This window comes from Paenarthrobacter sp. 10L412 (genome assembly GCF_056395565.1).
In genome coordinates, this window is record NZ_JBFTJT010000016.1 from 66,189 (window position 1) to 86,386 (window position 20,198).

The 20,198-nt window shown below is 61.7% G+C and carries 21 protein-coding genes and 2 tRNA genes; 20 read left to right on the top strand and 3 right to left on the bottom strand.

Annotated elements, in window-relative coordinates; translation table 11 throughout:
* The first annotated feature begins 53 nt into the window (after positions 1 to 53).
* The 8 genes from obgE to AC1DD7_RS20315 all read left to right on the top strand — a co-directional run bounded on the left by obgE (position 54) and on the right by AC1DD7_RS20315 (position 7,016).
* Positions 54 to 1,640 carry a GTPase ObgE gene (gene obgE, locus AC1DD7_RS20280; protein WP_431115452.1) on the top strand — a complete coding sequence of 529 codons (1,587 nt, stop codon included), beginning with the start codon at positions 54 to 56 and terminating at the stop codon, positions 1,638 to 1,640.
* The gene (gene proB / locus AC1DD7_RS20285; RefSeq protein WP_477516339.1) at positions 1,630 to 2,808 is read left to right on the top strand and encodes a glutamate 5-kinase; all 1,179 of its coding nucleotides are present in this window, start codon (positions 1,630 to 1,632) and stop codon (positions 2,806 to 2,808) included. The genes obgE and proB overlap by 11 nt, the downstream gene beginning before the upstream one ends.
* Entirely contained in the window at positions 2,805 to 4,169 is a 1,365-nt protein-coding gene (locus AC1DD7_RS20290; protein WP_477516340.1) for a glutamate-5-semialdehyde dehydrogenase, read from the top strand. The genes proB and AC1DD7_RS20290 overlap by 4 nt, the downstream gene beginning before the upstream one ends.
* Positions 4,170 to 4,251: 82 nt before the next feature.
* A complete protein-coding gene (locus AC1DD7_RS20295) occupies positions 4,252 to 4,491 on the top strand; it encodes a hypothetical protein (protein WP_224090660.1) in 240 nt (79 codons plus the stop codon).
* A 4-nt stretch (positions 4,492 to 4,495) separates the two neighbouring features.
* On the top strand, positions 4,496 to 5,197 hold the full coding sequence (gene nadD / locus AC1DD7_RS20300; RefSeq protein WP_477516371.1) for a nicotinate-nucleotide adenylyltransferase: 702 nt from the start codon (positions 4,496 to 4,498) through the stop codon (positions 5,195 to 5,197).
* A 7-nt stretch (positions 5,198 to 5,204) separates the two neighbouring features.
* Entirely contained in the window at positions 5,205 to 6,365 is a 1,161-nt protein-coding gene (locus AC1DD7_RS20305) for a hypothetical protein (RefSeq protein ID WP_477516341.1), read from the top strand.
* A gap of 57 nt (positions 6,366 to 6,422) precedes the next feature.
* Entirely contained in the window at positions 6,423 to 6,827 is a 405-nt protein-coding gene (gene rsfS / locus AC1DD7_RS20310) for a ribosome silencing factor (protein WP_216925495.1), read from the top strand.
* A gap of 116 nt (positions 6,828 to 6,943) precedes the next feature.
* Positions 6,944 to 7,016, top strand: a tRNA-Ala gene (locus tag AC1DD7_RS20315).
* 83 nt (positions 7,017 to 7,099) lie between these two features.
* Here the strand turns inward: AC1DD7_RS20315 and AC1DD7_RS20320 are convergent.
* Positions 7,100 to 7,690, bottom strand: a complete 591-nt coding sequence (locus AC1DD7_RS20320) for a ScbR family autoregulator-binding transcription factor (RefSeq protein ID WP_431115448.1) — start codon at positions 7,688 to 7,690, stop codon at positions 7,100 to 7,102.
* Between the two features lie 384 nt (positions 7,691 to 8,074).
* Here AC1DD7_RS20320 and AC1DD7_RS20325 point away from each other — a divergent pair.
* Positions 8,075 to 8,147: transfer RNA gene (locus tag AC1DD7_RS20325), tRNA-Ala, on the top strand.
* 94 nt (positions 8,148 to 8,241) lie between these two features.
* Here the strand turns inward: AC1DD7_RS20325 and AC1DD7_RS20330 are convergent.
* Positions 8,242 to 8,619, bottom strand: a complete 378-nt coding sequence (locus AC1DD7_RS20330; protein ID WP_431115447.1) for a cupin domain-containing protein — start codon at positions 8,617 to 8,619, stop codon at positions 8,242 to 8,244.
* 211 nt (positions 8,620 to 8,830) lie between these two features.
* Here AC1DD7_RS20330 and AC1DD7_RS20335 point away from each other — a divergent pair, with 211 nt between their 5' ends.
* From AC1DD7_RS20335 to AC1DD7_RS20355, 5 genes are all read left to right on the top strand, one after another.
* On the top strand, positions 8,831 to 9,958 hold the full coding sequence (locus AC1DD7_RS20335; protein ID WP_477516372.1) for a class I SAM-dependent methyltransferase: 1,128 nt from the start codon (positions 8,831 to 8,833) through the stop codon (positions 9,956 to 9,958).
* 208 nt (positions 9,959 to 10,166) lie between these two features.
* A complete protein-coding gene (locus tag AC1DD7_RS20340) occupies positions 10,167 to 11,366 on the top strand; it encodes an ROK family transcriptional regulator (RefSeq protein ID WP_431115445.1) in 1,200 nt (399 codons plus the stop codon).
* Positions 11,367 to 11,399: 33 nt separating this feature from the next.
* Positions 11,400 to 12,755, top strand: a complete 1,356-nt coding sequence (locus tag AC1DD7_RS20345) for an extracellular solute-binding protein (protein ID WP_477516342.1) — start codon at positions 11,400 to 11,402, stop codon at positions 12,753 to 12,755.
* 38 nt (positions 12,756 to 12,793) lie between these two features.
* Positions 12,794 to 13,663, top strand: a complete 870-nt coding sequence (locus AC1DD7_RS20350; RefSeq protein ID WP_477516343.1) for a carbohydrate ABC transporter permease — start codon at positions 12,794 to 12,796, stop codon at positions 13,661 to 13,663.
* On the top strand, positions 13,660 to 14,478 hold the full coding sequence (locus AC1DD7_RS20355; RefSeq protein WP_477516344.1) for a carbohydrate ABC transporter permease: 819 nt from the start codon (positions 13,660 to 13,662) through the stop codon (positions 14,476 to 14,478). Before AC1DD7_RS20350 ends, AC1DD7_RS20355 begins: the two co-directional genes overlap by 4 nt.
* On the opposite strand, the gene AC1DD7_RS20360 is transcribed toward AC1DD7_RS20355, so the two are convergent.
* Positions 14,475 to 14,678 carry a hypothetical protein gene (locus AC1DD7_RS20360; RefSeq protein WP_431115441.1) on the bottom strand — a complete coding sequence of 68 codons (204 nt, stop codon included), beginning with the start codon at positions 14,676 to 14,678 and terminating at the stop codon, positions 14,475 to 14,477. The two genes, AC1DD7_RS20355 and AC1DD7_RS20360, sit on opposite strands and share 4 nt — an antisense overlap.
* 105 nt (positions 14,679 to 14,783) lie before the next feature.
* Here AC1DD7_RS20360 and AC1DD7_RS20365 point away from each other — a divergent pair, with 105 nt between their 5' ends.
* The 6 genes from AC1DD7_RS20365 to AC1DD7_RS20390 are packed head-to-tail and all read left to right on the top strand — an operon-like array spanning position 14,784 to position 19,888.
* Positions 14,784 to 15,791: an AAA family ATPase gene (locus tag AC1DD7_RS20365; RefSeq protein ID WP_477516345.1), complete on the top strand. Its 1,008-nt coding sequence runs from the start codon at positions 14,784 to 14,786 to the stop codon at positions 15,789 to 15,791.
* Between the two features lie 10 nt (positions 15,792 to 15,801).
* Positions 15,802 to 16,728, top strand: coding sequence for a DUF58 domain-containing protein (locus AC1DD7_RS20370; RefSeq protein ID WP_477516346.1), 927 nt, complete (start codon positions 15,802 to 15,804; stop codon positions 16,726 to 16,728).
* Positions 16,718 to 17,188, top strand: a complete 471-nt coding sequence (locus AC1DD7_RS20375) for a hypothetical protein (protein WP_477516347.1) — start codon at positions 16,718 to 16,720, stop codon at positions 17,186 to 17,188. The genes AC1DD7_RS20370 and AC1DD7_RS20375 overlap by 11 nt, the downstream gene beginning before the upstream one ends.
* Positions 17,179 to 18,162 (top strand): vWA domain-containing protein, encoded by a 984-nt coding sequence (locus AC1DD7_RS20380; protein WP_477516348.1) that lies wholly within the window; start codon positions 17,179 to 17,181, stop codon positions 18,160 to 18,162. Before AC1DD7_RS20375 ends, AC1DD7_RS20380 begins: the two co-directional genes overlap by 10 nt.
* The gene (locus tag AC1DD7_RS20385) at positions 18,159 to 19,181 is read left to right on the top strand and encodes a vWA domain-containing protein (RefSeq protein ID WP_477516349.1); all 1,023 of its coding nucleotides are present in this window, start codon (positions 18,159 to 18,161) and stop codon (positions 19,179 to 19,181) included. Before AC1DD7_RS20380 ends, AC1DD7_RS20385 begins: the two co-directional genes overlap by 4 nt.
* On the top strand, positions 19,178 to 19,888 hold the full coding sequence (locus tag AC1DD7_RS20390) for a hypothetical protein (RefSeq protein ID WP_477516350.1): 711 nt from the start codon (positions 19,178 to 19,180) through the stop codon (positions 19,886 to 19,888). Before AC1DD7_RS20385 ends, AC1DD7_RS20390 begins: the two co-directional genes overlap by 4 nt.
* The last annotated feature ends 310 nt before the right edge of the window (positions 19,889 to 20,198 follow it).

Consider the following 20,198-nt stretch of genomic DNA (forward strand, 5'->3'; position numbering starts at 1 on the left):
TTATGGCGCTCTGGTTTTTGCAACAGCGCTGGCAACAGCAAGAGGAGATTCACGTGGCGAGCTTTGTAGACCGGGTAGTCCTGCACGTATCCGGCGGAACCGGCGGCCACGGCTGTGTCTCTGTCAAGCGGGAAAAGTTCAAGCCACTCGGCGGACCTGACGGTGGCAATGGTGGCAATGGTGGAGACGTCATCCTTCGGGTGTCCGCGCAGACCACCACCCTGCTGGATTATCACCACGCCCCCCACCGCCACGCCACCAACGGTGGCCCTGGCATGGGCGATTGGCGCGGCGGCAAGAACGGCGAAACCTTGATCCTTCCCGTGCCGGACGGCACCGTGGTGAAGACCAAGGACGGCGAAGTGCTGGCTGACCTCGTTGGCGAGGGCACGGAGTATGTTGCGGCTGCAGGTGGCCAGGGAGGCCTCGGAAACGCTTCACTTTCCTCCCAGAAGCGCCGTGCACCCGGCTTTGCGCTGCTTGGCATCGAAGGCGAATCCAGCGACATCGTCCTGGAGCTGAAGTCCATCGCCGATATCGCCTTGGTCGGATTCCCGTCCGCAGGAAAGTCCAGCCTCATTGCAGCGATGTCAGCTGCCCGGCCCAAGATCGCCGATTACCCCTTCACCACCCTCATTCCCAACCTTGGCGTCGTCCAGGCTGGCGAGATCCGTTTCACCATCGCCGATGTGCCCGGACTGATCGAAGGCGCCAGCGAGGGCAAGGGCCTTGGCCACAACTTCCTGCGCCACGTCGAGCGCTGCGCGGCCCTGGTTCACGTCCTGGACTGCGGAACCCTGGAATCGGACCGTGATCCCCTCTCCGATCTCGCCATCATCGAGGCGGAACTCGAGAAGTACGCCGTTGACATGAGCTACGCCGGCGTCGACGGCGAGGTTGTGCCCTTGAACGAACGTCCCAAGCTTGTTGTCCTGAACAAGGTGGACCTTCCTGACGGCAAGGACATGGCTGAGTTCGTTCGTCCGGAACTCGAAGCACGCGGCTACCGGGTCTTCGAAGTCTCGGCAACCAGCCATGAAGGCCTGCGCCAGCTTGGCTTCGCCATGGCAGAGATCGTCAAGGCTGCACGGGACGCCGTTGAGACTGCGCCTCCCAAGGTTGCCCCGCCTGTCCTTCGTCCCCGCGCCGTCAACGAGAGCGGATTCCGGATCCGCCGCGAGGAGAAGAACCTCGAGCCATTGTTCCGCGTCCTCGGCGAGAAGCCTGTCCGCTGGGTCAAGCAGACCGACTTCACCAATGAGGAAGCCATCGGCTACCTGGCTGATCGCCTGGCCAAGCTCGGCGTCGAGACTGAGCTCTTCAAGGTTGGCGCCAAGCCTGGCGATACCGTGGTCATCGGTGAGGACGATGGCGTGGTCTTCGACTGGGAGCCCACCATGATGGCCGGTGCCGAACTGCTGGCTACTCCCCGCGGTACCGACATCCGCGTTGCCGACATCGGCGACCGTCCCACGCGTTCACAGAAGCGCGATGAACAGCTTGAGCGCCGCGAAGCCAAGGCTGCTGCCCGCGCCGAACTGGAAGCCGAGCGCAAGGCAGGCATCTGGACTGAGTCCGTCAGCCGCCGTCGTGCCCAGCCTGTGACGGAAGGCAACCTGGATACCGGTGATGACGACTAGGACCGTCGAAATTCCGAACGAAGAGGTTCTTGAGCGCCAGGCCCTGGCCACTGCCAAGAGGATTGTGGTCAAAGTTGGCTCGTCCTCGCTGACCAGTATCCAGGGTGGCATCTCCGAGAAATCGCTGACCTCGCTGGTTAATGCGCTGGCGGACAAGCGAAACGCAGGCACTGAAATCATCCTCGTTTCTTCGGGTGCTATTGCAGCTGGCCTTGCTCCGCTGGGGCTGGCCAAGCGCCCGAAAGATCTTGCGACGCAGCAAGCTGCGGCCAGCGTGGGGCAGGGCCTGCTGATGGCGCGCTATACGCAAGCTTTCAGCGCGCATGGCGTCACGGTCAGCCAGGTCCTGCTGACGGCTGACGACCTCATGCGCAGGACGCAGCACACCAACGCGTTCCGGGCCCTGGATCGCTTGCTGAATCTTGGTGTCGTTCCCGTCGTCAATGAGAACGACACCGTCGCAACCCACGAGATCCGCTTTGGCGACAACGACCGCCTCGCGGCTTTGGTGGCCCACCTGGTCCGTGCCGACGCGCTCGTGTTGCTCTCCGACGTCGATGCCCTCTACGACGGGCCGCCCTCCCATGGCGCCAAGCGGATCGCCTTGGTTCGCGGTCCGCAGGACCTCGAAGACGTGACCATTGGCAAGGCGGGCAAAGCAGGTGTTGGCACCGGGGGCATGATGACCAAGGTGGAGGCAGCGTCCATTGCCGCGGGCTCGGGCATCCACGCCTTGGTGACGTCCACGGCGAACGCCGCAGCAGCCCTTGCGGGGGAGGACGTGGGAACGTGGTTCGCCGTGAATGGCAATCGCAAGCCCGTGCGCCTGTTGTGGTTGGCGCACCTGGCAACGGTTCACGGGCGCTTGATGCTCGACGACGGCGCGGTGAAAGCCGTGCGCGACCGGCACAGGTCACTCCTTCCTGCGGGCATTTCGGACATCAGCGGTGATTTTGAAGCCGGTGACCCCGTGGAAATGGTGGCCTCGGACGGGACCGTTGTGGCGCGTGGCCTGGTGAACTATTCCTCGGATGAGCTTCCCCGCATGCTTGGCCGCACCACACAGGAGCTCGGGCAGGCGATGGGCAGGGGCTACGACCGCGAAGTTGTTCATGTTGACGACCTCGTACTCCTTCAGGCCGCCCGCTCATCTAAACTTGGAACATGACTGAAGCGCTGACCCCTGACGCCCCTGTGATTTCCGACGTTTCCGGTGCCGCCGGCCAGACGCCGGAGAGCCCTGTGGCAGGCGGCGTTCCGTTGTCACCGGAAGACGTCCAAACCGCGGTGCACGCGATTGCAGACCGTTCCCGCAAGGCTGCCCGACGCATGGGACAGGCCAACCGGGCCTGGAAGGATCGCGCCCTGCGTGCCATCGGGACCGCTCTTCAGGAGCGCCGGAAGCACGTGCTGGAAGCAAACGCGAAGGACGTCGCCGCAGGCCGTGCCAATGGTACGTCTGCCGCACTCCTGGACAGGCTGACATTGACGCCTGCCCGCATTGATGGCTTGGTTGCGGCTTTGGAGAACCTGGCCGGCCTGCCGGATCCCGTCGGTAACGTAGTCCGCGGCCAAACCCTTCCCAACGGCTTGCGCTTGCGCCAGGTCAATGTCCCCATGGGCGTTGTTGCCGCTATTTATGAAGCGCGCCCCAATGTCACGGTGGATATTGCCGGTCTGGCGCTCAAGAGCGGTAACGCCGTCATCCTGCGTGGCGGATCGGCAGCTGCGAACACCAACGAGGCCTTGGTGCAGATTCTTCGGGAAGCTCTGGACTCGGTAGGCCTGCCTGCCGATGCCGTTCAGACCGTGGACCAGTACGGCCGTGAGGGCGCCAACGTGCTCATGCGTGCCCGTGGCCGCGTTGACGTTCTGATTCCCCGCGGTGGACGGGACCTTATCCAGACTGTCGTGGCCAACTCTGCCGTGCCCGTCATTGAAACGGGTGAAGGCAATGTACATATCTTCATCGACGAATCGGCAAATGAAGAGATGGCTGTTGACATTCTCTTGAATGCGAAAACGCAGCGTCCCAGCGTTTGCAACACCGTCGAAACCCTCCTCGTCCACTCGGGCTCCACCGTGCTGCCTGCCGTTGCCGCCGCACTTCGCTCTGCCGGAGTCAGGCTCCACGTGGATGAGCGGATTGCCGCCGCCTTGGGCAAGGACGTTGAATCCGTTCCGGCCGACGACGACGATTGGGCCACCGAGTACATGGACCTGGACCTCGCTGTAGCCATGGTGGACAACCTTGATGATGCCGTTAATCACATCCGAAAGTGGACCACCGGACATACCGAAGCGATCCTGACGAACAACCTGGCCAACGCCGAAAGATTCATCGCTGAGATCGACTCGGCTGCCGTCATCGTCAACGCTTCCACGCGTTTCACCGACGGTGGCGAGCTCGGGCTCGGAGCAGAAGTGGGCATTTCCACCCAAAAGCTGCATGCCCGCGGGCCCATGGGCCTCACGGAACTCACCACAACCAAGTGGATCGTCCAAGGCGAAGGCCAGATCCGCAGCTAGCTACGCGGTAACATAGAACAGAAGTCCGGAACGGCGGGGAGTCCCGCCGTCGAAAATCCTTGAGAACCAACTAGGGGAGAAGATGCTGTTTCAGCAGATCGCCACGTCCATAGCAGCCCAAACAGAAGGCGGCCACGAAGCGCCCGCCCCGCTCTGGGCCGAGCCGTGGGTCTTCGGAGTCAGCATGTTTGCTCTCCTGCTGGTTTTGATGTTCGTTGCTCTCTCCTACACCAACCTCGGCAACCGTCACGAGGCTGTAGAAGAGCACTCGGATCCGCACCGCCAGCACCCGAACAAGCACACCCACAAGCAGGGCCACTAACATTATCGCCGCAACTCCGCGCGGGGAGTCGGAGCGCAGGCTCCGGCTGGGCGTGATGGGTGGAACTTTTGATCCCATCCATCACGGCCACCTTGTGGCTGCAAGTGAGGTTGCCGCCAAGTTCGATCTCGACGAAGTCGTTTTCGTGCCTACTGGGCAACCTTGGCAGAAGTCCAGCAAGCAGGTCAGTAAACCCGAGCATCGCTATTTGATGACCGTGATCGCCACGGCGTCAAACCCGAGGTTCACGGTGAGCCGGGTTGATGTTGACCGCCCCGGACCCACTTACACCATCGACACCCTGCGCGATCTGAGGGTCCAGCGACCCGACGCTGATCTGTTCTTCATCACTGGAGCTGACGCCTTGGCCCAGATTCTGTCCTGGAAGGACGTTGACGAACTCTGGTCTTTGGCGCACTTCGTTGGTGTCACGCGCCCTGGCCACGAACTGGACGGCATGGGCAGGGAAGACGTCAGCCTCCTGGAAGTTCCAGCTATGGCGATTTCTTCAACGGATTGCCGAACACGCGTAGGTGCCGGGAACCCCGTCTGGTACCTCGTCCCCGATGGCGTGGTGCAGTACATCGCCAAGTATGGTCTGTACGCCGCGGACTCTGGGACCAAGCCATCAGGGCCAGGGCAGCCAGGGGCAGGGGAGCTGGCCCCGGCATTATCCGGATCAGACGACCAAGCACGTACTGAATGAGTTTTGAATGAGCAGCCAGGAACAGCGACCCATACGCAGCAGGCGTGAGCTTCGCCGCGCCCGCGAAGAGAACCAGGAGCCGCAGGCCGAAGCTACACCACCCCAGGTAGTGGACGCAGCGGAGAATGCTGTAACTGGTCGTAATCGTCGTGTTGCCGACGCACCTGTAGACGCAGTGGGAGTCGCCGCGCAGGAGCGGTCCTCCCAGATCCGCGCCCGCGACCGCGCGGCGCTGCGTACCATCAAGGAGCTCGCAGACAAGGAAGAGCAGCTCTCCGGCGGTGGACCACCAACACGTCGCCAGCTTCGCCTGCAGCAACTCCAGGCAGAAGTAGCCACCTCTGCCAACCCCATCGTCCCCATACCGTCCGGAAAAGCACCCGGCAAACCAGCCGATAAGCCAGCCGCTAAACCCGTGGATGCCAAGGCTGCGCCTGATGCGGGCGCCAAGGGTTCCGACGACGATTCGGCAGCCGGCACTGGTACCGCAGAATCTGAAATGTCTGTGGAGCAGGCACTCGCGGTACGTGAACTGATCGCTGCCCAGGTCCAGAATCAAACCGCCAAGCTTGAGCACATTGCCGAGCAAGATCCACTGGCTGTCGATCCTGAAGTCCTCGCCCAGCAGATTGCCCTTGCCGAGCGTGCTGCGGTGCTGAACAAGCGAGCTGCGGCCAAGCAGAAGCTTGCCGAACAGAACCAAGCCGAAGCCAAGGCCCCGGCAGCAGCGGCCTCGGTCGGCCCGTCCACTGCCAACAACCTTGCCATGGTCACGCCACTGGAGTTCGTCAAGGTTCCCGGCATTGAACGCCCGGTCATGAAGCGCCCCAGCACCACATTCGTGCCTCTCGTGACGTCATCGGGTCCCACCCTTGGTATCGGCAACGCCCCGGCAAACGGAAAGGGCACACGTGGCCGTTCGGGTGTCCTCGCCCGTGCCGAGGCTGTAGCAAGGAACGCGCGGAAGCGCCCTGTCGCCGTCGACGAACAGCTTGAAGAAACGCAGCGTCCGCCGATTGCTGCCAGCGCGGCCTATGGGCTTGACCCTTTGGACGCCAACACGGCCGGCTTGGCCCGGGCCCAGCGCAACAGGCTGCTGCAGCTCGGCGTCATGGCGCTGGGTGTTGTCGCGCTCATCGTCGGCATCATCATGATCACCAGCGGTTAATTTCGCTAGAACCCGGCTAACGCCATTTACAGGCCATCGGCCACAACAAGGAGTCCCGTGTCTGCACATGAACAATCCATCACCCTCGCCCGTCACGCCGCGCGTGCTGCGGCCGACAAACTGGCAGAAGACATTGTTGCCCTCGATGTCAGCGAACGCCTCGCCCTGACTGACGTCTTCCTGATTGCCTCTGCGCCCACAGAACGCCAGGTCAACGCAATCGTTGATGGCATCGAGGAAGAACTGATGAAGCAGGACCTTCGTCCGGTTCGTCGGGAAGGCCGTTCCGAAGGCCGCTGGGTGCTCTTGGACTACGCAGACATCGTCATCCACGTCCAGCACGCCGAGGACCGTGTTTTCTACGCCCTTGAGCGCCTTTGGAAGGACTGCCCTGTAGTTGACCTTGAACTGGGGGATGACGCCTCCGCAAAGGCCGCGCCAGCAGGGGAATCAGAGCTCTAAACATGGGCCGGCATCCGAATATGCCCGATTTGGAATTTTCGGAAACGCTGTTCTAAGATATTTGAGTTGCTTCGCCGCGGATGACTGAAGAGTTGATCATGAAGCAGCAAGAATATGGGGCTGTGGCGCAGCTGGTAGCGCACCTGCATGGCATGCAGGGGGTCAGGGGTTCGAGTCCCCTCAGCTCCACTCTTGAGGTTCTGCCCTTCTTCGTGATGAAGAAGGGCAGAACCTTTTTTGTGTGGTTTCGACTAGCTGCCGAGTCCCGGCTGCTAGCTGTCAGCGCCTGCTTCTAGTGCCGGCAGCATGAATTCCCACATCTCGTCAATGCGGCGAAGTACGTCCGTGCGGGCAGTGAGGACGTTGGAAACCATCTGGACTCCGGTGAAGGAAGCAACCAGGTAGCGGGCGAAGGCGGCGGGATCCAGCGTGGTCCGGACTGCACTCTCGGCTTGGGCTTGGCGGAGCAGATTCTCCACGGTGTCAATCCAGTCCTGGTAGGGGCCCGAGATATCGGCATCAAATGCGGATGCTTCAAACGTCAGGCGGATCCCGCCCTGGACAATCGCTTCTTCCAGTAATTGCCGGCCAAACATCCTGCAGAGCGCAATGATCTTCTCCAGGGCAGGCACGCTTGAGGCCACAATGGCCGCACCCGCCGCGAGGACCAGCGCGTGCTGCTCCTGGATGACGGCCAGGGCGAGCTCCCGCTTGGACGTGAAGTGGAAGTAAAGTGCTCCCTTGGTGACTCCGGCACGCTTGGTGATGTCGCTCAGGCTTGCATTGCCGTACCCAACTTCTGCGAAGACATGGGCGGCGCCTTCAATAACGGAAAGGCGGGTGTCTTTCGCACGTTGCTGCATGGGCGGTGGGGAGCCTCTCAGTTATTTCGAGGTGTGGTGGCAAGCAAAAACGCGCTGCCGGACCCCACTACGCTACCACCGCGCATAAATTCAGCTCGCTAAAACCGACTGGACGGTTTGGTTTATCCTGCCCATGATTCTAGACTTCAGATGGAGTCGCCGGTCTGGACCGGGGGACTCCCGTGCAGCCGTTGGGGGGAGGTGCGGTGGAGCGATCCAGCGCACCCCGGCTGCGGGGTTGCCGATTCAGCAGGACAGAAACGCCCGCTGATCCCCGTGATGGGCATCACGCTGCTGTGATTTCGCTTCTCGGGGGATTGTGGTTAGTATTGACGAGTTGCTTCGGCGGGAAGGGAAATCTTCCCGCGGAAATCAACGAGATCCGGGGCTGTGGCGCAGCTGGTAGCGCACCTGCATGGCATGCAGGGGGTCAGGGGTTCGAGTCCCCTCAGCTCCACTTCGGATAAAAGACCCCGCTCGGGTGAGCGGGGTCTTTTGCTTTCTGGTTCCTTTGCGGGATGCCTGCATCAACGGGTTAGCGGGCCGGATTCCTACTCCGGGCGGACGCCGAACTCGGCCGCACTGAGGAATTCGATGCCTTGGAAGGGCTGATCGCCTACTACCCGGGCGTGGTGTCCCGGTGGGATCGTGTAGGAATCGCCGCCGGAAATGCTGATTTGTCCACCGTCGTTGGTTTCCACCTCGAGGGCGCCGGAAACGCAGAAGCCGACATGGCTCAATTGGCAGGAGTCTGTTCCGACTACAGGTTTGATGCAGTCGTCCCACGTCCAGCCGGGTTCAAAGGTAGTCCGGCCGATTGTGTAGTCTCCGACAGTAACGATTTCAACCGTCGTCTTGTCCGGGCTGCGCGTTTCGTCGGGGGAGTTAAGTGACTTCACTTGGAGTTGCGTGACAACATTGACACTCATGGTTTGCTCTCAGGGAGGGAGCCGGTTAAGTGCGGTCCCGGGGCCTGGCTCGTGGGCGGGGCGGGACCGGTGCCTGTAGCCGACAGGGTATGGGTTCGCCATCCGATACGGCAACAGGTGCTTGGCATGTTGCATCATCCACATTCCTCCAGAGGCAGCATGAAGTCGAGACACTAAAGCGAACGAATTTAAGGAAAGCGAGAACGTGATCGTGGCCGCACAGGAACTGGAGCCGTTGTTCGGCGGGCTGCGCAGGTTCCCCGATGTCGAGGCGGACAACCTTCAGGCATATGACGCCACAGACAGGCTGTTGCTTCAGGTGGCCTCGGAGCATATCCATCCGCAAACCAAAGCTGTTGTCATCGGCGACCGGTATGGTGCCCTGACGCTGGGCGCTTTGGCGGGGAGCGGCGTCGGGCACGTCCGCGTTAACCAGGATCTCTACACCGGCAGGCTTGCGCTTCAGCGCAACGCGGAAGCAGCTGGCCTGCAGGGACGGTTCAGTTCCCACGAATTGGGCGCTGAACTCTTGGAGGGCGCCAATCTGGTGCTCATGCAGTTGCCGAAATCGCTGGCGGAGCTGGAGGAAAACGCCGACGCCGTTGCCCGCTATGCAGCGCCGGATGCGGTCCTGCTCGCAGGGGGTCGCGTCAAGCACATGTCCCTGGGTATGAACAAAGTGCTGGACCGCTATTTCTCATCTGTCCAACCGCAGCTTGCCCGCCAGAAGTCCAGGGTGTTGGTGGCCAGCAATCCCAAACCGGTTTCCAGTGAGCCTCCCTACCCTGTTGTGGAGCAGCTGCCGGAATTGGGGATCACGGTTTGTGCTCATGGTGCTGCATTTTCCGGTGCACGCCTTGACATCGGAACCCGTTACCTCCTGACCTTCCTGGACCGGATGCCGGAAGCGCGACGGGTTGTGGATCTGGGGTGTGGGACCGGCATTCTTGCCACGATGTTTGCACGGCACCAGCCGGGGGCGAGCCTGATAGCAACTGATCAGTCGGCGGCGGCTGTGGCATCAGCTATGGCCACGGCGGCTGCCAATGGACTGGAAGACCGGATTTCCGTGATCCACGACGACGCACTGTCAACGTTTGATGCAGGCACTGCGGATCTTGTCCTGTTGAATCCACCTTTCCATCTTGGAGCCAGCGTGCATGCCGGCGCTGCCCTGAAGATGTTCGAAGCGGCCGCCCGCGTTCTCGCGCCCGGCGGCGAGCTGTGGACTGTGTACAACAGCCACCTGCAATACCGTCCCTCCCTTGAGCGGCTTATAGGTCCCACCGTGGAGGAGGGCCGGAACCCGAAGTTCACGGTGACGCGGAGTCGTGGATGAGCCGGTCCCGCGCTTCCAGGCGGGAATTTAGTGTCATCGTTACCAAGCCCTGACACCGTTGCCTGCGTGTGCGCATACCCGTGTGAGCATGGGTATCGTACGATTCAGACAAAGACGAAGTACGATGATGTTTTTTCGAAAACGACTAGGGGAATCAGTGACTGAGATCCGGCAGCCCACACCGAGGCGCGGAACGAATCTACCCCGCATGGGTGACTTTAATCTGACGGTCATCCTGGAGGCGATCCGGCGGTCCTCGGGTGGGCTCAGCCGTGTTGAACTGGCACAGATTGTTGGACTGTCCCCCCAGACCATCTCCAATATTTCCCGCCGCCTGCTAGACCAGCACTTGATTGTGGAAGCAGGCAAAGAGGGTACTGGCCCAGGCAAGCCGCGGACAATCCTGCGGCTGAACCCATCGGGCATGTATGCGGTAGGCGTCCACCTTGACCCTGCAGTCATCACGTTCGTTGTCCTGGACCTCCTGGGCGATGTCGTCAGGCATTCGCGGATGGCTACTCCCGGTGGTGACCCGGCGGCGGTGATCACGAGCATCGCCCAGCAGATCAAGGTCCTCATTGAGGAATCGGGCGTGGACGCATCCAAGATCGCGGGGCTCGGCGTTGCCGTCCCGGGCCCGATCGACCTCGATGAAGGTTCCGTTGTGGAGCCGCCGCTGTTGACCCGATGGAACCGGGTGCGTATCCGCGAGGCGCTCACGGAGGCCACCGGCCTGGAGACGCTGGTGGACAAAGACGTAACGAGCGCCGCAGTGGCCGAAACCTGGGCCGGCGGTGCCAGCGGTGCCGGCAGTTTCGTCTTCATGTATATGGGCACCGGTATTGGTTGCGGCATTGTCCTGAACGATGAAGTGGTCCGTGGAACGTCCGGTAACGCGGGCGAAATCGGCCACATCATCGTTGATCCGATGGGGCCCCAATGTGACTGCGGGCTCCGTGGTTGCGTGAAGTCCTCGTGTATCCCACAGGTCCTGGTGGCTGAGGCCGAGGCGGCCGGTGTGCTGGACAGCCACGGCGAGGACGCAGATGGCCCGCAGGTACAGGAACGTTACGCCTTGTTGTGTGACAAAGCCGATGCCGGCGATGAAAAAGCCATCGCCATCCTTGATAAGTCAGCCACCCTCGTGGCCCGTGCTGTCTCGGTGGTGACCAACACCCTTGACGTGGAACGCGTTGTTTTCGGCGGTCCTTTCTGGGGGCGGATGTCAAAGTACTTCCTGGAGCGTGTTCCGGGCCTGATCGCTGAAAACAGTGCGGCCCGCATGATCCACGGTATTGAAGTTGTGGGTTCCGGTGTGGGTGAGGATGTGGGCGCTATTGGTGCAGCCTGCCTCGTCCTGGAGCACACGCTGGCACCACGCGCCCAACGGCTCCTGCTGGAGGGCTAACTACTCCGCCACGTTGACTCGATTGGAGCATAAATGCGCCGCCCCATGAGGTTTGCCACCGTCCTTCCCGTCGTAGCCGCTCTTCTCGCTGCAACCGCGTGTTCCTCGACGCCGCCAACTGCCGAGAACAAGACACTGAAGATCGTCTACCAGAAATCGGACTCCTTCACGGCCCTGGATGCCGTGATGCAGGACGCCAAAAAGGAATTCGAGGCGGCCAACTCTTCGGTGACGGTCAACCTCGAACCGATCCAAGCCAACGATGACGACTACGGCACCAAGCTCGCTTTGGCCCAGCGCTCCCCGGACACCGCGCCGGATGTCTTCTATGAGGACACGTTCAAGGTGCGTTCCGACGTCGACGCCGGTTACCTCCTTAAGCTGGACAGCTATCTGGAAAAGTGGGATGACTGGTCCCAGTTCAATGAAGCGGCCAAAGCTGCCGGCCGGGCCGACGACGGTGGCATTTACGCGGTGCCTCTCGGCACTGACACTCGTGCTATCTGGTACAACAAGGCGGTGCTGCAGAAGGCCGGAATTCCGGTCCCGTGGCAGCCCAAAACGTGGGAAGACATCCTGTCCACGGCACGTGCCATCAAAGCCTCGGACCCAACCGTGATTCCCTTCAATATGTACGCCGGCAAGGGTACGGGCGAGGGCACCGTCATGCAGAGCTTCTACGAACTCCTCTATGGGACTGACAGCACGCTGTACGACGAAAAGGAAAAGAAGTGGGTGGTGGGCTCCCAGGGTTTTACTGACTCGCTGGCTTTCCTGAAGACCCTTTACGACGAAAAACTTGCAGTGAGTCCGGCTGAAGCCCTCGACGCCAATGTCTGGAAGAAGGTCTTTGGCGAGTGGTTCCCGCAGGGCAAACTGGCGGCAACCGTGGAAGGCTCGTATGCGCCGTCGTTCTGGCAAAAGGGCGGGCCCTATGAGTGGGCAGGCTATGAGCAGGACATGGGTGTGGCCATGTTCCCCACGCGGAACGGACAGGAACCCGGTGGCGTCAGCATGTCCGGTGGTTGGACACTTGCAGTCGGTGCCAAGAGCAAGAACGCTGAGCTTGCGTTCAAGTTCCTCACCACCGCCCTGAACAAGAAGAATGCCTTGGCCTTTGACGTTAACAACTCCCAGATAGCGGTGCGCACGGATGTTGCAAAGGAATCGAGCTACCTTTCGGCGAATCCGTTCGTGAAGGACGTGTCGGAGTTGGTGAAGGTGACGCATTACCGCCCTGCCACCGCCGATTACCCGAGGATCTCGACGGCGGTCCAGGTAGCCACCGAGTCTGTCATCACTGGAAAGCAAAGCCCTGAAGATGCCGCAGCGGAGTATGACGCCACGGTGCGCAAGGTTGTTGGCGATGACAAGGTCCTGGACAGATGACGGGCATGAGATGACATCAAAGAAATGACAGCAGGGAAATGACGATTCGCCGCTACCTGCGGCTGCTGCCGGTTGTTCCGTCCGTTCTCCTGCTCCTGTTGTTCCTGCTCGCCCCGGTGGCTTGGTCCTTCTATGCGTCGTTCACCAATGCCGCTCTTTCAGGCCGGGCGGCCCGGGATCCACAGTGGGTGGGGTTGGAGAACTATGTCCGGATGTTCAGCGATGACGCGTTTCCACTGGCGGCATGGCTGACCGTTGTTTTCGTCGCAGCCTCAGCCGTGCTCGGCCAGAATGTGCTCGGCCTGCTCATCGCGCTGCTCATGACGCGCTCACGTAAGGCAGTTTCCTCGTGGGTGGGAACGGCGGTGGTAGCGGCCTGGGTACTCCCGGAGATCGTGGCTGCCTTCGCGGCCTATGCGTACTTCAACCGTGAGGGCACACTGAATCAGATGCTGGCCTTCTTTGGCGGGCAGGGGCCGGACTGGCTGTACACGTTCCCACTTGTCGCGATTATCCTGGCGAACACGTGGCGGGGAACGGCGTTCTCCATGCTTGTGTACAGGGCCGCCCTCGCGGACGTGCCACAGGATGTCTCGGAGGCTGCCTTGATGGATGGTGCCCAAGGCTGGCAGCGACTGGCATTCATCACGTTGCCACTGATCAGGAGCAGCATCGCCACCAACCTGATGCTGATTACCCTGCAGACGTTGGCCGTGTTCACGCTCATTTGGGTGATGACGGCCGGCGGCCCAGCCAATGCCAGTACCACCTTGCCGGTGTTGGCCTACCAAGAGGCCTTCAAATTTGGGGATATTGGTTATGGCACGGCCGTTGCTTCGGTATTGATTGTGTTGGGAGTGGTCTTCGGCGCTGTCTATGTCCGCCTGCTCAGGGAGCAGAAGCCATGATGTCCAGGCCGCGGCTTGCGGCAGATATCGCTTTGGCCGTGATCGGTTTCTGCTTTGTGGCGCCATTGCTGTGGTTGCTGCTGGCCGCCGTCGATCCTCACGCCGGCTACCAGACCGCGGTGCCGTCGGCGCCTTCGATGGATAATTTTGGTGCGGTGTTCACGCCGGAATTGTTGTTCCAGCCCTTGACCAACAGTTTCCTTCTCTCGGCCGGAACAGCGGCGGTCAACCTGGTGGCAGCAGTCCTTGCTGCCTATCCGCTGTCCCGCTACCAGTCCAGGTTCAACAAGCCGTTCATGTACTCGGTGCTTTTCGGGACGTCGTTGCCCGTGACCGCCATTATGGTGCCCGTCTATGGATTGTTCGTCCAGCTCCAGTTGCTCGATTCCATGATGGCCACCATATTCTTCATGGCTACAACCACCCTGCCCATGGCCATCTGGATGATGAAGAACTTCATGGACTCCGTTCCCTTGGAACTGGAGGAGGCGGCATGGATGGATGGTGCATCAAGCATGGCGGCCCTGCGGACCATCGTGCTGCCTCTTATGAGGCAGGGCCTGGGCGTCGTATTCATCTTTGTTTTCATACAGGCATGGGGAAACTTCTTCGTCCCCTTCATCCTGTTGCTCTCCATAGCCAAGCAACCAGCCGCGGTGTCCATCTTCAGCTTCTTTGGCCAGCATGGCGCCATAGCCTATGGGCAGCTGGCGGCGTTTTCCATCCTGTACTCAGTGCCGGTGCTGTTGCTGTACGTGCTGGTATCCCGGAGCGTGGGAAGCTCCTTCGCGTTGTCCGGCTCGGTGAAGGGCTAGTCGATGTCCTCGACTATTTCGCCGTAGGGTATCGACTCATCCAGATGAGCCTGGTGCCCGGTGGGGCCTGTGTTGTAGATAATCCGGACTCCATGCCTTTGGTCTGCGGCGGACTGCAACAGAACTGGACGGACGGCGTCGATGACGCGCTGGCTTTGGTCGTTGAGGTACTGCTCATAGCGGGCTGGTAGCTGAGGCATGGCAAAAGGATAGACCTCAGAAGCGCACATGGGGAGGGCTCCCCATTGCGAGCTTGTTCAGGGGAGACTTGGATAGAGTGATTCACGCCAGCGAGGGGACCACGAGTGCTTCAGAACACCGCCACGACCGGAATCGATGCACCGGACTTGGCCCGTGCCCAGCAGCTCGTCGGCAGCATTATCCGCGGCTTTGAGACCAAAGTGGTGGGCCAGTCCAGGCTGCAGGAGACGCTGATGATCGGCCTCCTGACGGGCGGACATGTCCTTTTGGAAAGCGTTCCGGGTCTGGCCAAGACCACAGCGGCGCAAGCTCTTGCGGAATCAGTGAGTGCGGATTTTCGCCGGATCCAATGCACTCCGGACCTATTGCCCAGCGACATCGCCGGCACCCAGATATTTGATGCGGCCAAAGGCACGTTCGTCACCCAGCTGGGACCCGTTCACGCGAACATTGTGCTGCTTGATGAGATCAACCGTTCCAGCGCCAAAACGCAGAGCGCCATGCTGGAGGCGATGCAGGAACGGCAGACGTCCATTGGTGGCGAGTCCTATCCTCTGCCGGAGCCTTTCCTGGTGCTGGCAACGCAAAACCCGATTGAGCAGGAGGGAACCTACCGCCTTCCGGAAGCACAGATGGATCGCTTTATGCTCAAGGACGTCCTGGACTATCCGAGCCCAGCGGAGGAAGCCGAAGTCATCAGGCGGATAGATGCCGGGGTGTTCAGCGCAGCGCAGAAGCCACCAGCGGCCGCGTCCCTTGACGCCATTGTCCAGGTGCAGGAACTCGTCAAGAGGGTTTACGTTGATCCTGCCATCATCAGGTACATCGTTGGCCTGGCCTACGTGACCCGTCATGCCTCCCAATACCTGGAGCCCCGTTTGGCCAACCTCATCGAGTTCGGTGCAAGTCCGCGGGCGAGCATTGCCTTCAGCCAGGCGGCGAGGGCGTTGGCACTCCTGAGCGGGCGGGATCACGTCATTCCGGAGGACGTCAAGAAACTGGCCCATAGGATCCTGCGCCACAGAATAGTGCTCGGGTTCGATGCCGTGGTTGAAGGGATCCCCGTGGAAACCATCATCGATGCAGTGCTCGCGTCCGTGCAGACGCCGTAGCGGACACCGCATGCCCAGCCTCCTCCGCCGCGTGAAGTCGAAGATGTTCATCTTCGCCCACCGCAGGACCCTCACCCTGTTGGATGGCGAATACGGTTCTGTCTTCAAGGGCCGCAGCCTGGACTTCGACGAATTGCGCTCGTACGTACCCGGCGACGAAGTCAGGGACATTGATTGGAAAGCCACTGCCCGCCACGGATCACCCCTGGTTAAACGCTATGTGGCCGTCCGCCGTCATTCGGTGCTGTTGCTCGTGGACACAGGACGGAACATGGCAGCCCACGCTGCCTCCGGTGAATCCAAGAAAGACATTGCCGTTGATGCTGCAGGCGTGCTGGGCTATCTCGCCTGCAGGCACGGGGACGACGTCGGACTCCTGCACGGCTCGGCCGTCACTTCCCGGTACCTCCCGCCCCAGAGCGGTGAAGAGCACCTGGAGCGGCTGCTCCGGGAAGTGGATGCCGGCATTTCCCTGGACGGGCCGGCGAGCGCCATCACAGAGCAACTCGACTACGCGTTGAGGTTCTTGAAGGGCCGCCTGCTCATTGCCGTTCTCGCCGATGAGTTCAGGCCCGACGCCCACACCGAAATGCTGCTCCGGCGCCTGAGGGCCCGGCATGAAGTCCTGTGGCTCACTATCCTCGACGCCGGGTTGGCCAAGGAATCGGGGCATCCGGCGCCTGCGCAGGAGACCAGTTTCGACGTCGGGAACGGGCAGCGGATCCCTGCGCCGTTGGCGGGGAACAACGTTGTTCGTGCCGCATATGCCACCGCGATGCGGAAGCGTGGGGAGGAGCGCAGCGCCTTCTTCCGCAGGCTCGGCATTGCTGAGCAGACGGTTGGCGCCACCGCCGACGTCCTCCCGGCGGTGTTCGCGCTCCTGGAGAAGCACCGCTCGGGCGCGAAGTCCGCCAAGGGTAGCAACCGTGCAGGATAACGCCGGCTTCTACGCACCCCTTCAATATCAGCAGCTGTGGCTTTGGCTGGGCTTGGTGCTGCTGCTGCTCGTAGCGTGCTGGTACGGATGGATACTGTGGCCCGTCCGCAAAGCAACCCCAAAAACTCCGGCAAGCGGGCGTGGGGAGTCACACGATCTGGAAACGCTGCGGGCCAGGTGCCTGTCAGCAATAGATACCCTCGAAAAAGAGGCCGACGCCGGCCGCCTCCCCGGGCGCGACGCCCACCAGCGACTCAGCCTCCTCGTGCGGGAGTTTGCGGGTGCAGCCACAGGCCTTCCGGCCACTTCCATGACACTGGAGGAATTGCGCCGCAACGGACTGGATGAGTTCGCCGTGGGTATCGCTCTGATCTACCCCAACGAATTCGCGCCCGTAGCCATGCAATCCGTTCGGGACTCCGCAGAGACCGCACGTCAGGTGGTACAGGCGTGGAGCTGACGTACTGGTGGATTCTTCCCCTCGCCGCCCTGGCACTGGTGATAGCCGCCCGACTGTTGATCCGGCGTCGACCGCAAAAGGGCCGGCCAGTGGCACACGGCGAGCGACTGACCGATCTTCCCGAGTACCATAAGGCCCTGCGGCGGTACAAGGCCACGTCGGTCCTCGCCATAGCCTTGGGTGCGCTGTTCCTGGCAGCCACAGCCGCAGCAGCGGCAAGACCCGCCCAGCGCACCACGGAACAGCCCGAAATCCGGAACCGCGACATCATCCTCTGCCTGGATGTTTCAGGATCCATGACCAGTACGGACGCTGCCATCGCCAAGGTGTTCCAGGAACTCGCCCGGGAATTCGATGGCGAGCGCATCGGCATGGTGATCTTCGATAGCAGCAGCGTCCAACTGTTCCCGCTGACAGACGACTACGACTACGCCGCCGAACAGCTCACCGCAGCTCAGAAGGCCCTGGACAGCGGGGCAGGATCCTTCTTCGACGGGACATGGAACGGGGGAGGATCCTCCCTGATCGGCGATGGCCTGGCATCCTGCGTGCAAAGCTTCCCGGACGTCGAATCGGAGTCCGGCGACGCCAAGCGCTCGCGGTCTGTTGTGCTGGCGACCGACAACTTCCTCTCCGGTGACCCCATCTTCACCCTGCAGCAGGCCGGCGAGCTTGCCCGGAGCAAGAACGTCAAGGTGTACGCACTGAACCCCGGCGACTTCGACTACGGAGATCAACCTGATCAGCCCGGCGGCCAACTCAGGGCGGTTGCCGAAGGAACCGGGGGCAGCTACTTCACCCTGGACAGCCCTGACGCGGTGCCCGGGATCGTCCAGAAAGTGCAGGAGACGCAAGCCAGCAGCTACCTGGCCGCACCCCAGGTTGCGGTGAGCGACAGCCCGGCGCTGCCGCTTGGCGTCGCGCTGCTGGCAGGTGCCGGAATGGTGATCCTGGGATGGAGGCTGAACCCGTGACATTTCAACCGATTATTCCGTGGGCGCTCCTCGCTGCCATAGGCGTCGCCGTCGTAGCCTTCACCCTGTGGGCCATCGCTCGCGGGCCGGGACCCGGCAGCACTGGACCACGAGGGTCGGTGCGGCCAGCCGCCATCCGGGGCGCCGCCGTCGTGCTTCTGGTCCTTGCCGCACTGCGACCAGGGTGGCCCGGCAGTGAAGCGAGGACCGCGGTCGCGGACGTGGACGTCTTCTTCGTTGTCGATACCAGTACCAGCATGGCTGCTGAGGATTACAGCGGCACAGGCACCCGCTTGTCTGGGGTAACACGCGACGTGATGGCGATCGCCAAGGAACTAGCGGGAGCCAGGTTTTCCCTCATCACGTTCGACAACAAAGCGACCGTCCGCATGCCGTTGAGCCAGGACGCCACCGCGCTGCAAACCGCCATGACAACGCTGCAGCCGCAAAACCCGCGGTACGCCAACGGCAGCAGCATTACGGGCGCAGGATCGTTGCTCAAGGACAGGCTGGCGGCCGCCCGGGAGCAGCACCCAGGACGTCCAGCATTGGTCTTCTACGCCGGGGACGGCGAGAACACGGCCGCCGAGGCACCAGTGCCGCTGCCGGTGGATGCGAGCAGCGTAAGCGGGGGAGCCGTGCTGGGTTACGGCACCGGGCAGGGTGGCCGGATGAAAGACCCCTCGGACACCGAAGCCGGGTACGTACAGGACAAGAGCTCGGGCCAGGACGCGGTGTCCAGGATCGACGAAGGGCAACTGAAAAACATCGCAACTCAGCTCCATGTCCCATATGTCCACCGGACCGGGAACCAACCCACGGCTGACATGCTTGCCAAAGCCCAGCCCGGAGCCCTCACGCCTACCAACAACGATGGACCCGGCCGCGTGGAACTCTACTGGCTCCTGGCGCTCGCCGGATTCCTGCTGGCCCTTCACGAACCCCTGCGTCATCTCATCGCGCTACGGGAAGTACGGGGTCAAAGCTTGCGCACGAAAACGAAGGGGCCAGTGGCATGAACAAAGCACGACGCCGGAGCCGCCGCCTCGCGCTGTGGTCCGCCCCGCCGGCCCTGCTGGCGCTCGCCGTGGCAGCGAAACTCCTGAGCGTAGGTGCCTTGGGCGGGTACGCTGCACAGGCCTTCGAAATGGCCGATCAGGATGGTGCAGCCAGAGCCTCTTCCTTGCTGCATGCTGCAAACCTGTTCGAGCCGCACAAAGCCTACTTTGCATCCGGCGACGCCCATGTTCTGGCCGGCGACTTCACGGTGGCACGGAAGGACTTCGAGGCGGCGTTGGATGCCGGTGCCGGCCAGGATGAATGCCAAGTGCGGGTCAATCTGGTGTTGAGTATCGAGAAACTGGGGGATGCCGCCTTGGCTGCAGGCAATAAGCCGATGGCAGCCACGTTGTTTCGTGAAGCGTTGGACGTCGTCGAGTCCGCACCTGCCAAGTGTGGCCAGGAGGGGTCCGCAAATTCGTCAGGGGAGGGGAATGCCCTGGACTCAGCTGCCGATCGGCTCAAAGCCAAGATAGCTGGGGACTCCGACGGCAGGGCCGAGGCGGAGAAGCCCGCCAAGGATTCGCCGTCCGAGCAACAGCAGGAGCAACTGCAAAAGCTGGGCGAGAGCGCGCAGCAGGCTCAACGGGAGCGGACAGAAGGGCAGGAACGCGAGGAGTACCTGCGCGGTCCCGGGAACGACTCGGGCGTAGACAGGCCGTGGTGAAGGTTTCTACGGCGTCTTTTGGCGAACAAAGTTCACAAATCCTTCTTCACGGATCGTAAAACTGCGTCTTAATTCGGTGGCCGAGTTGAACCCCTCCTTGCCCACGACCTAGAGTCATAAACAAGTTACCGCGGTAACGTGTCAGCGATCCTCCGTTGGATCCGCCCCGCAAGGGCGGTGAGGAGGGTGTGGGTGCCCCCATGTGGGCCTGACATTTGCACACGGAAAGCTTCATTCCAGGCGTACCAGTCGCGGCTGCGTCCTGCTGGAGTTCTTTCGTGTATCCCAAACTCAATTCATCGATCATGCA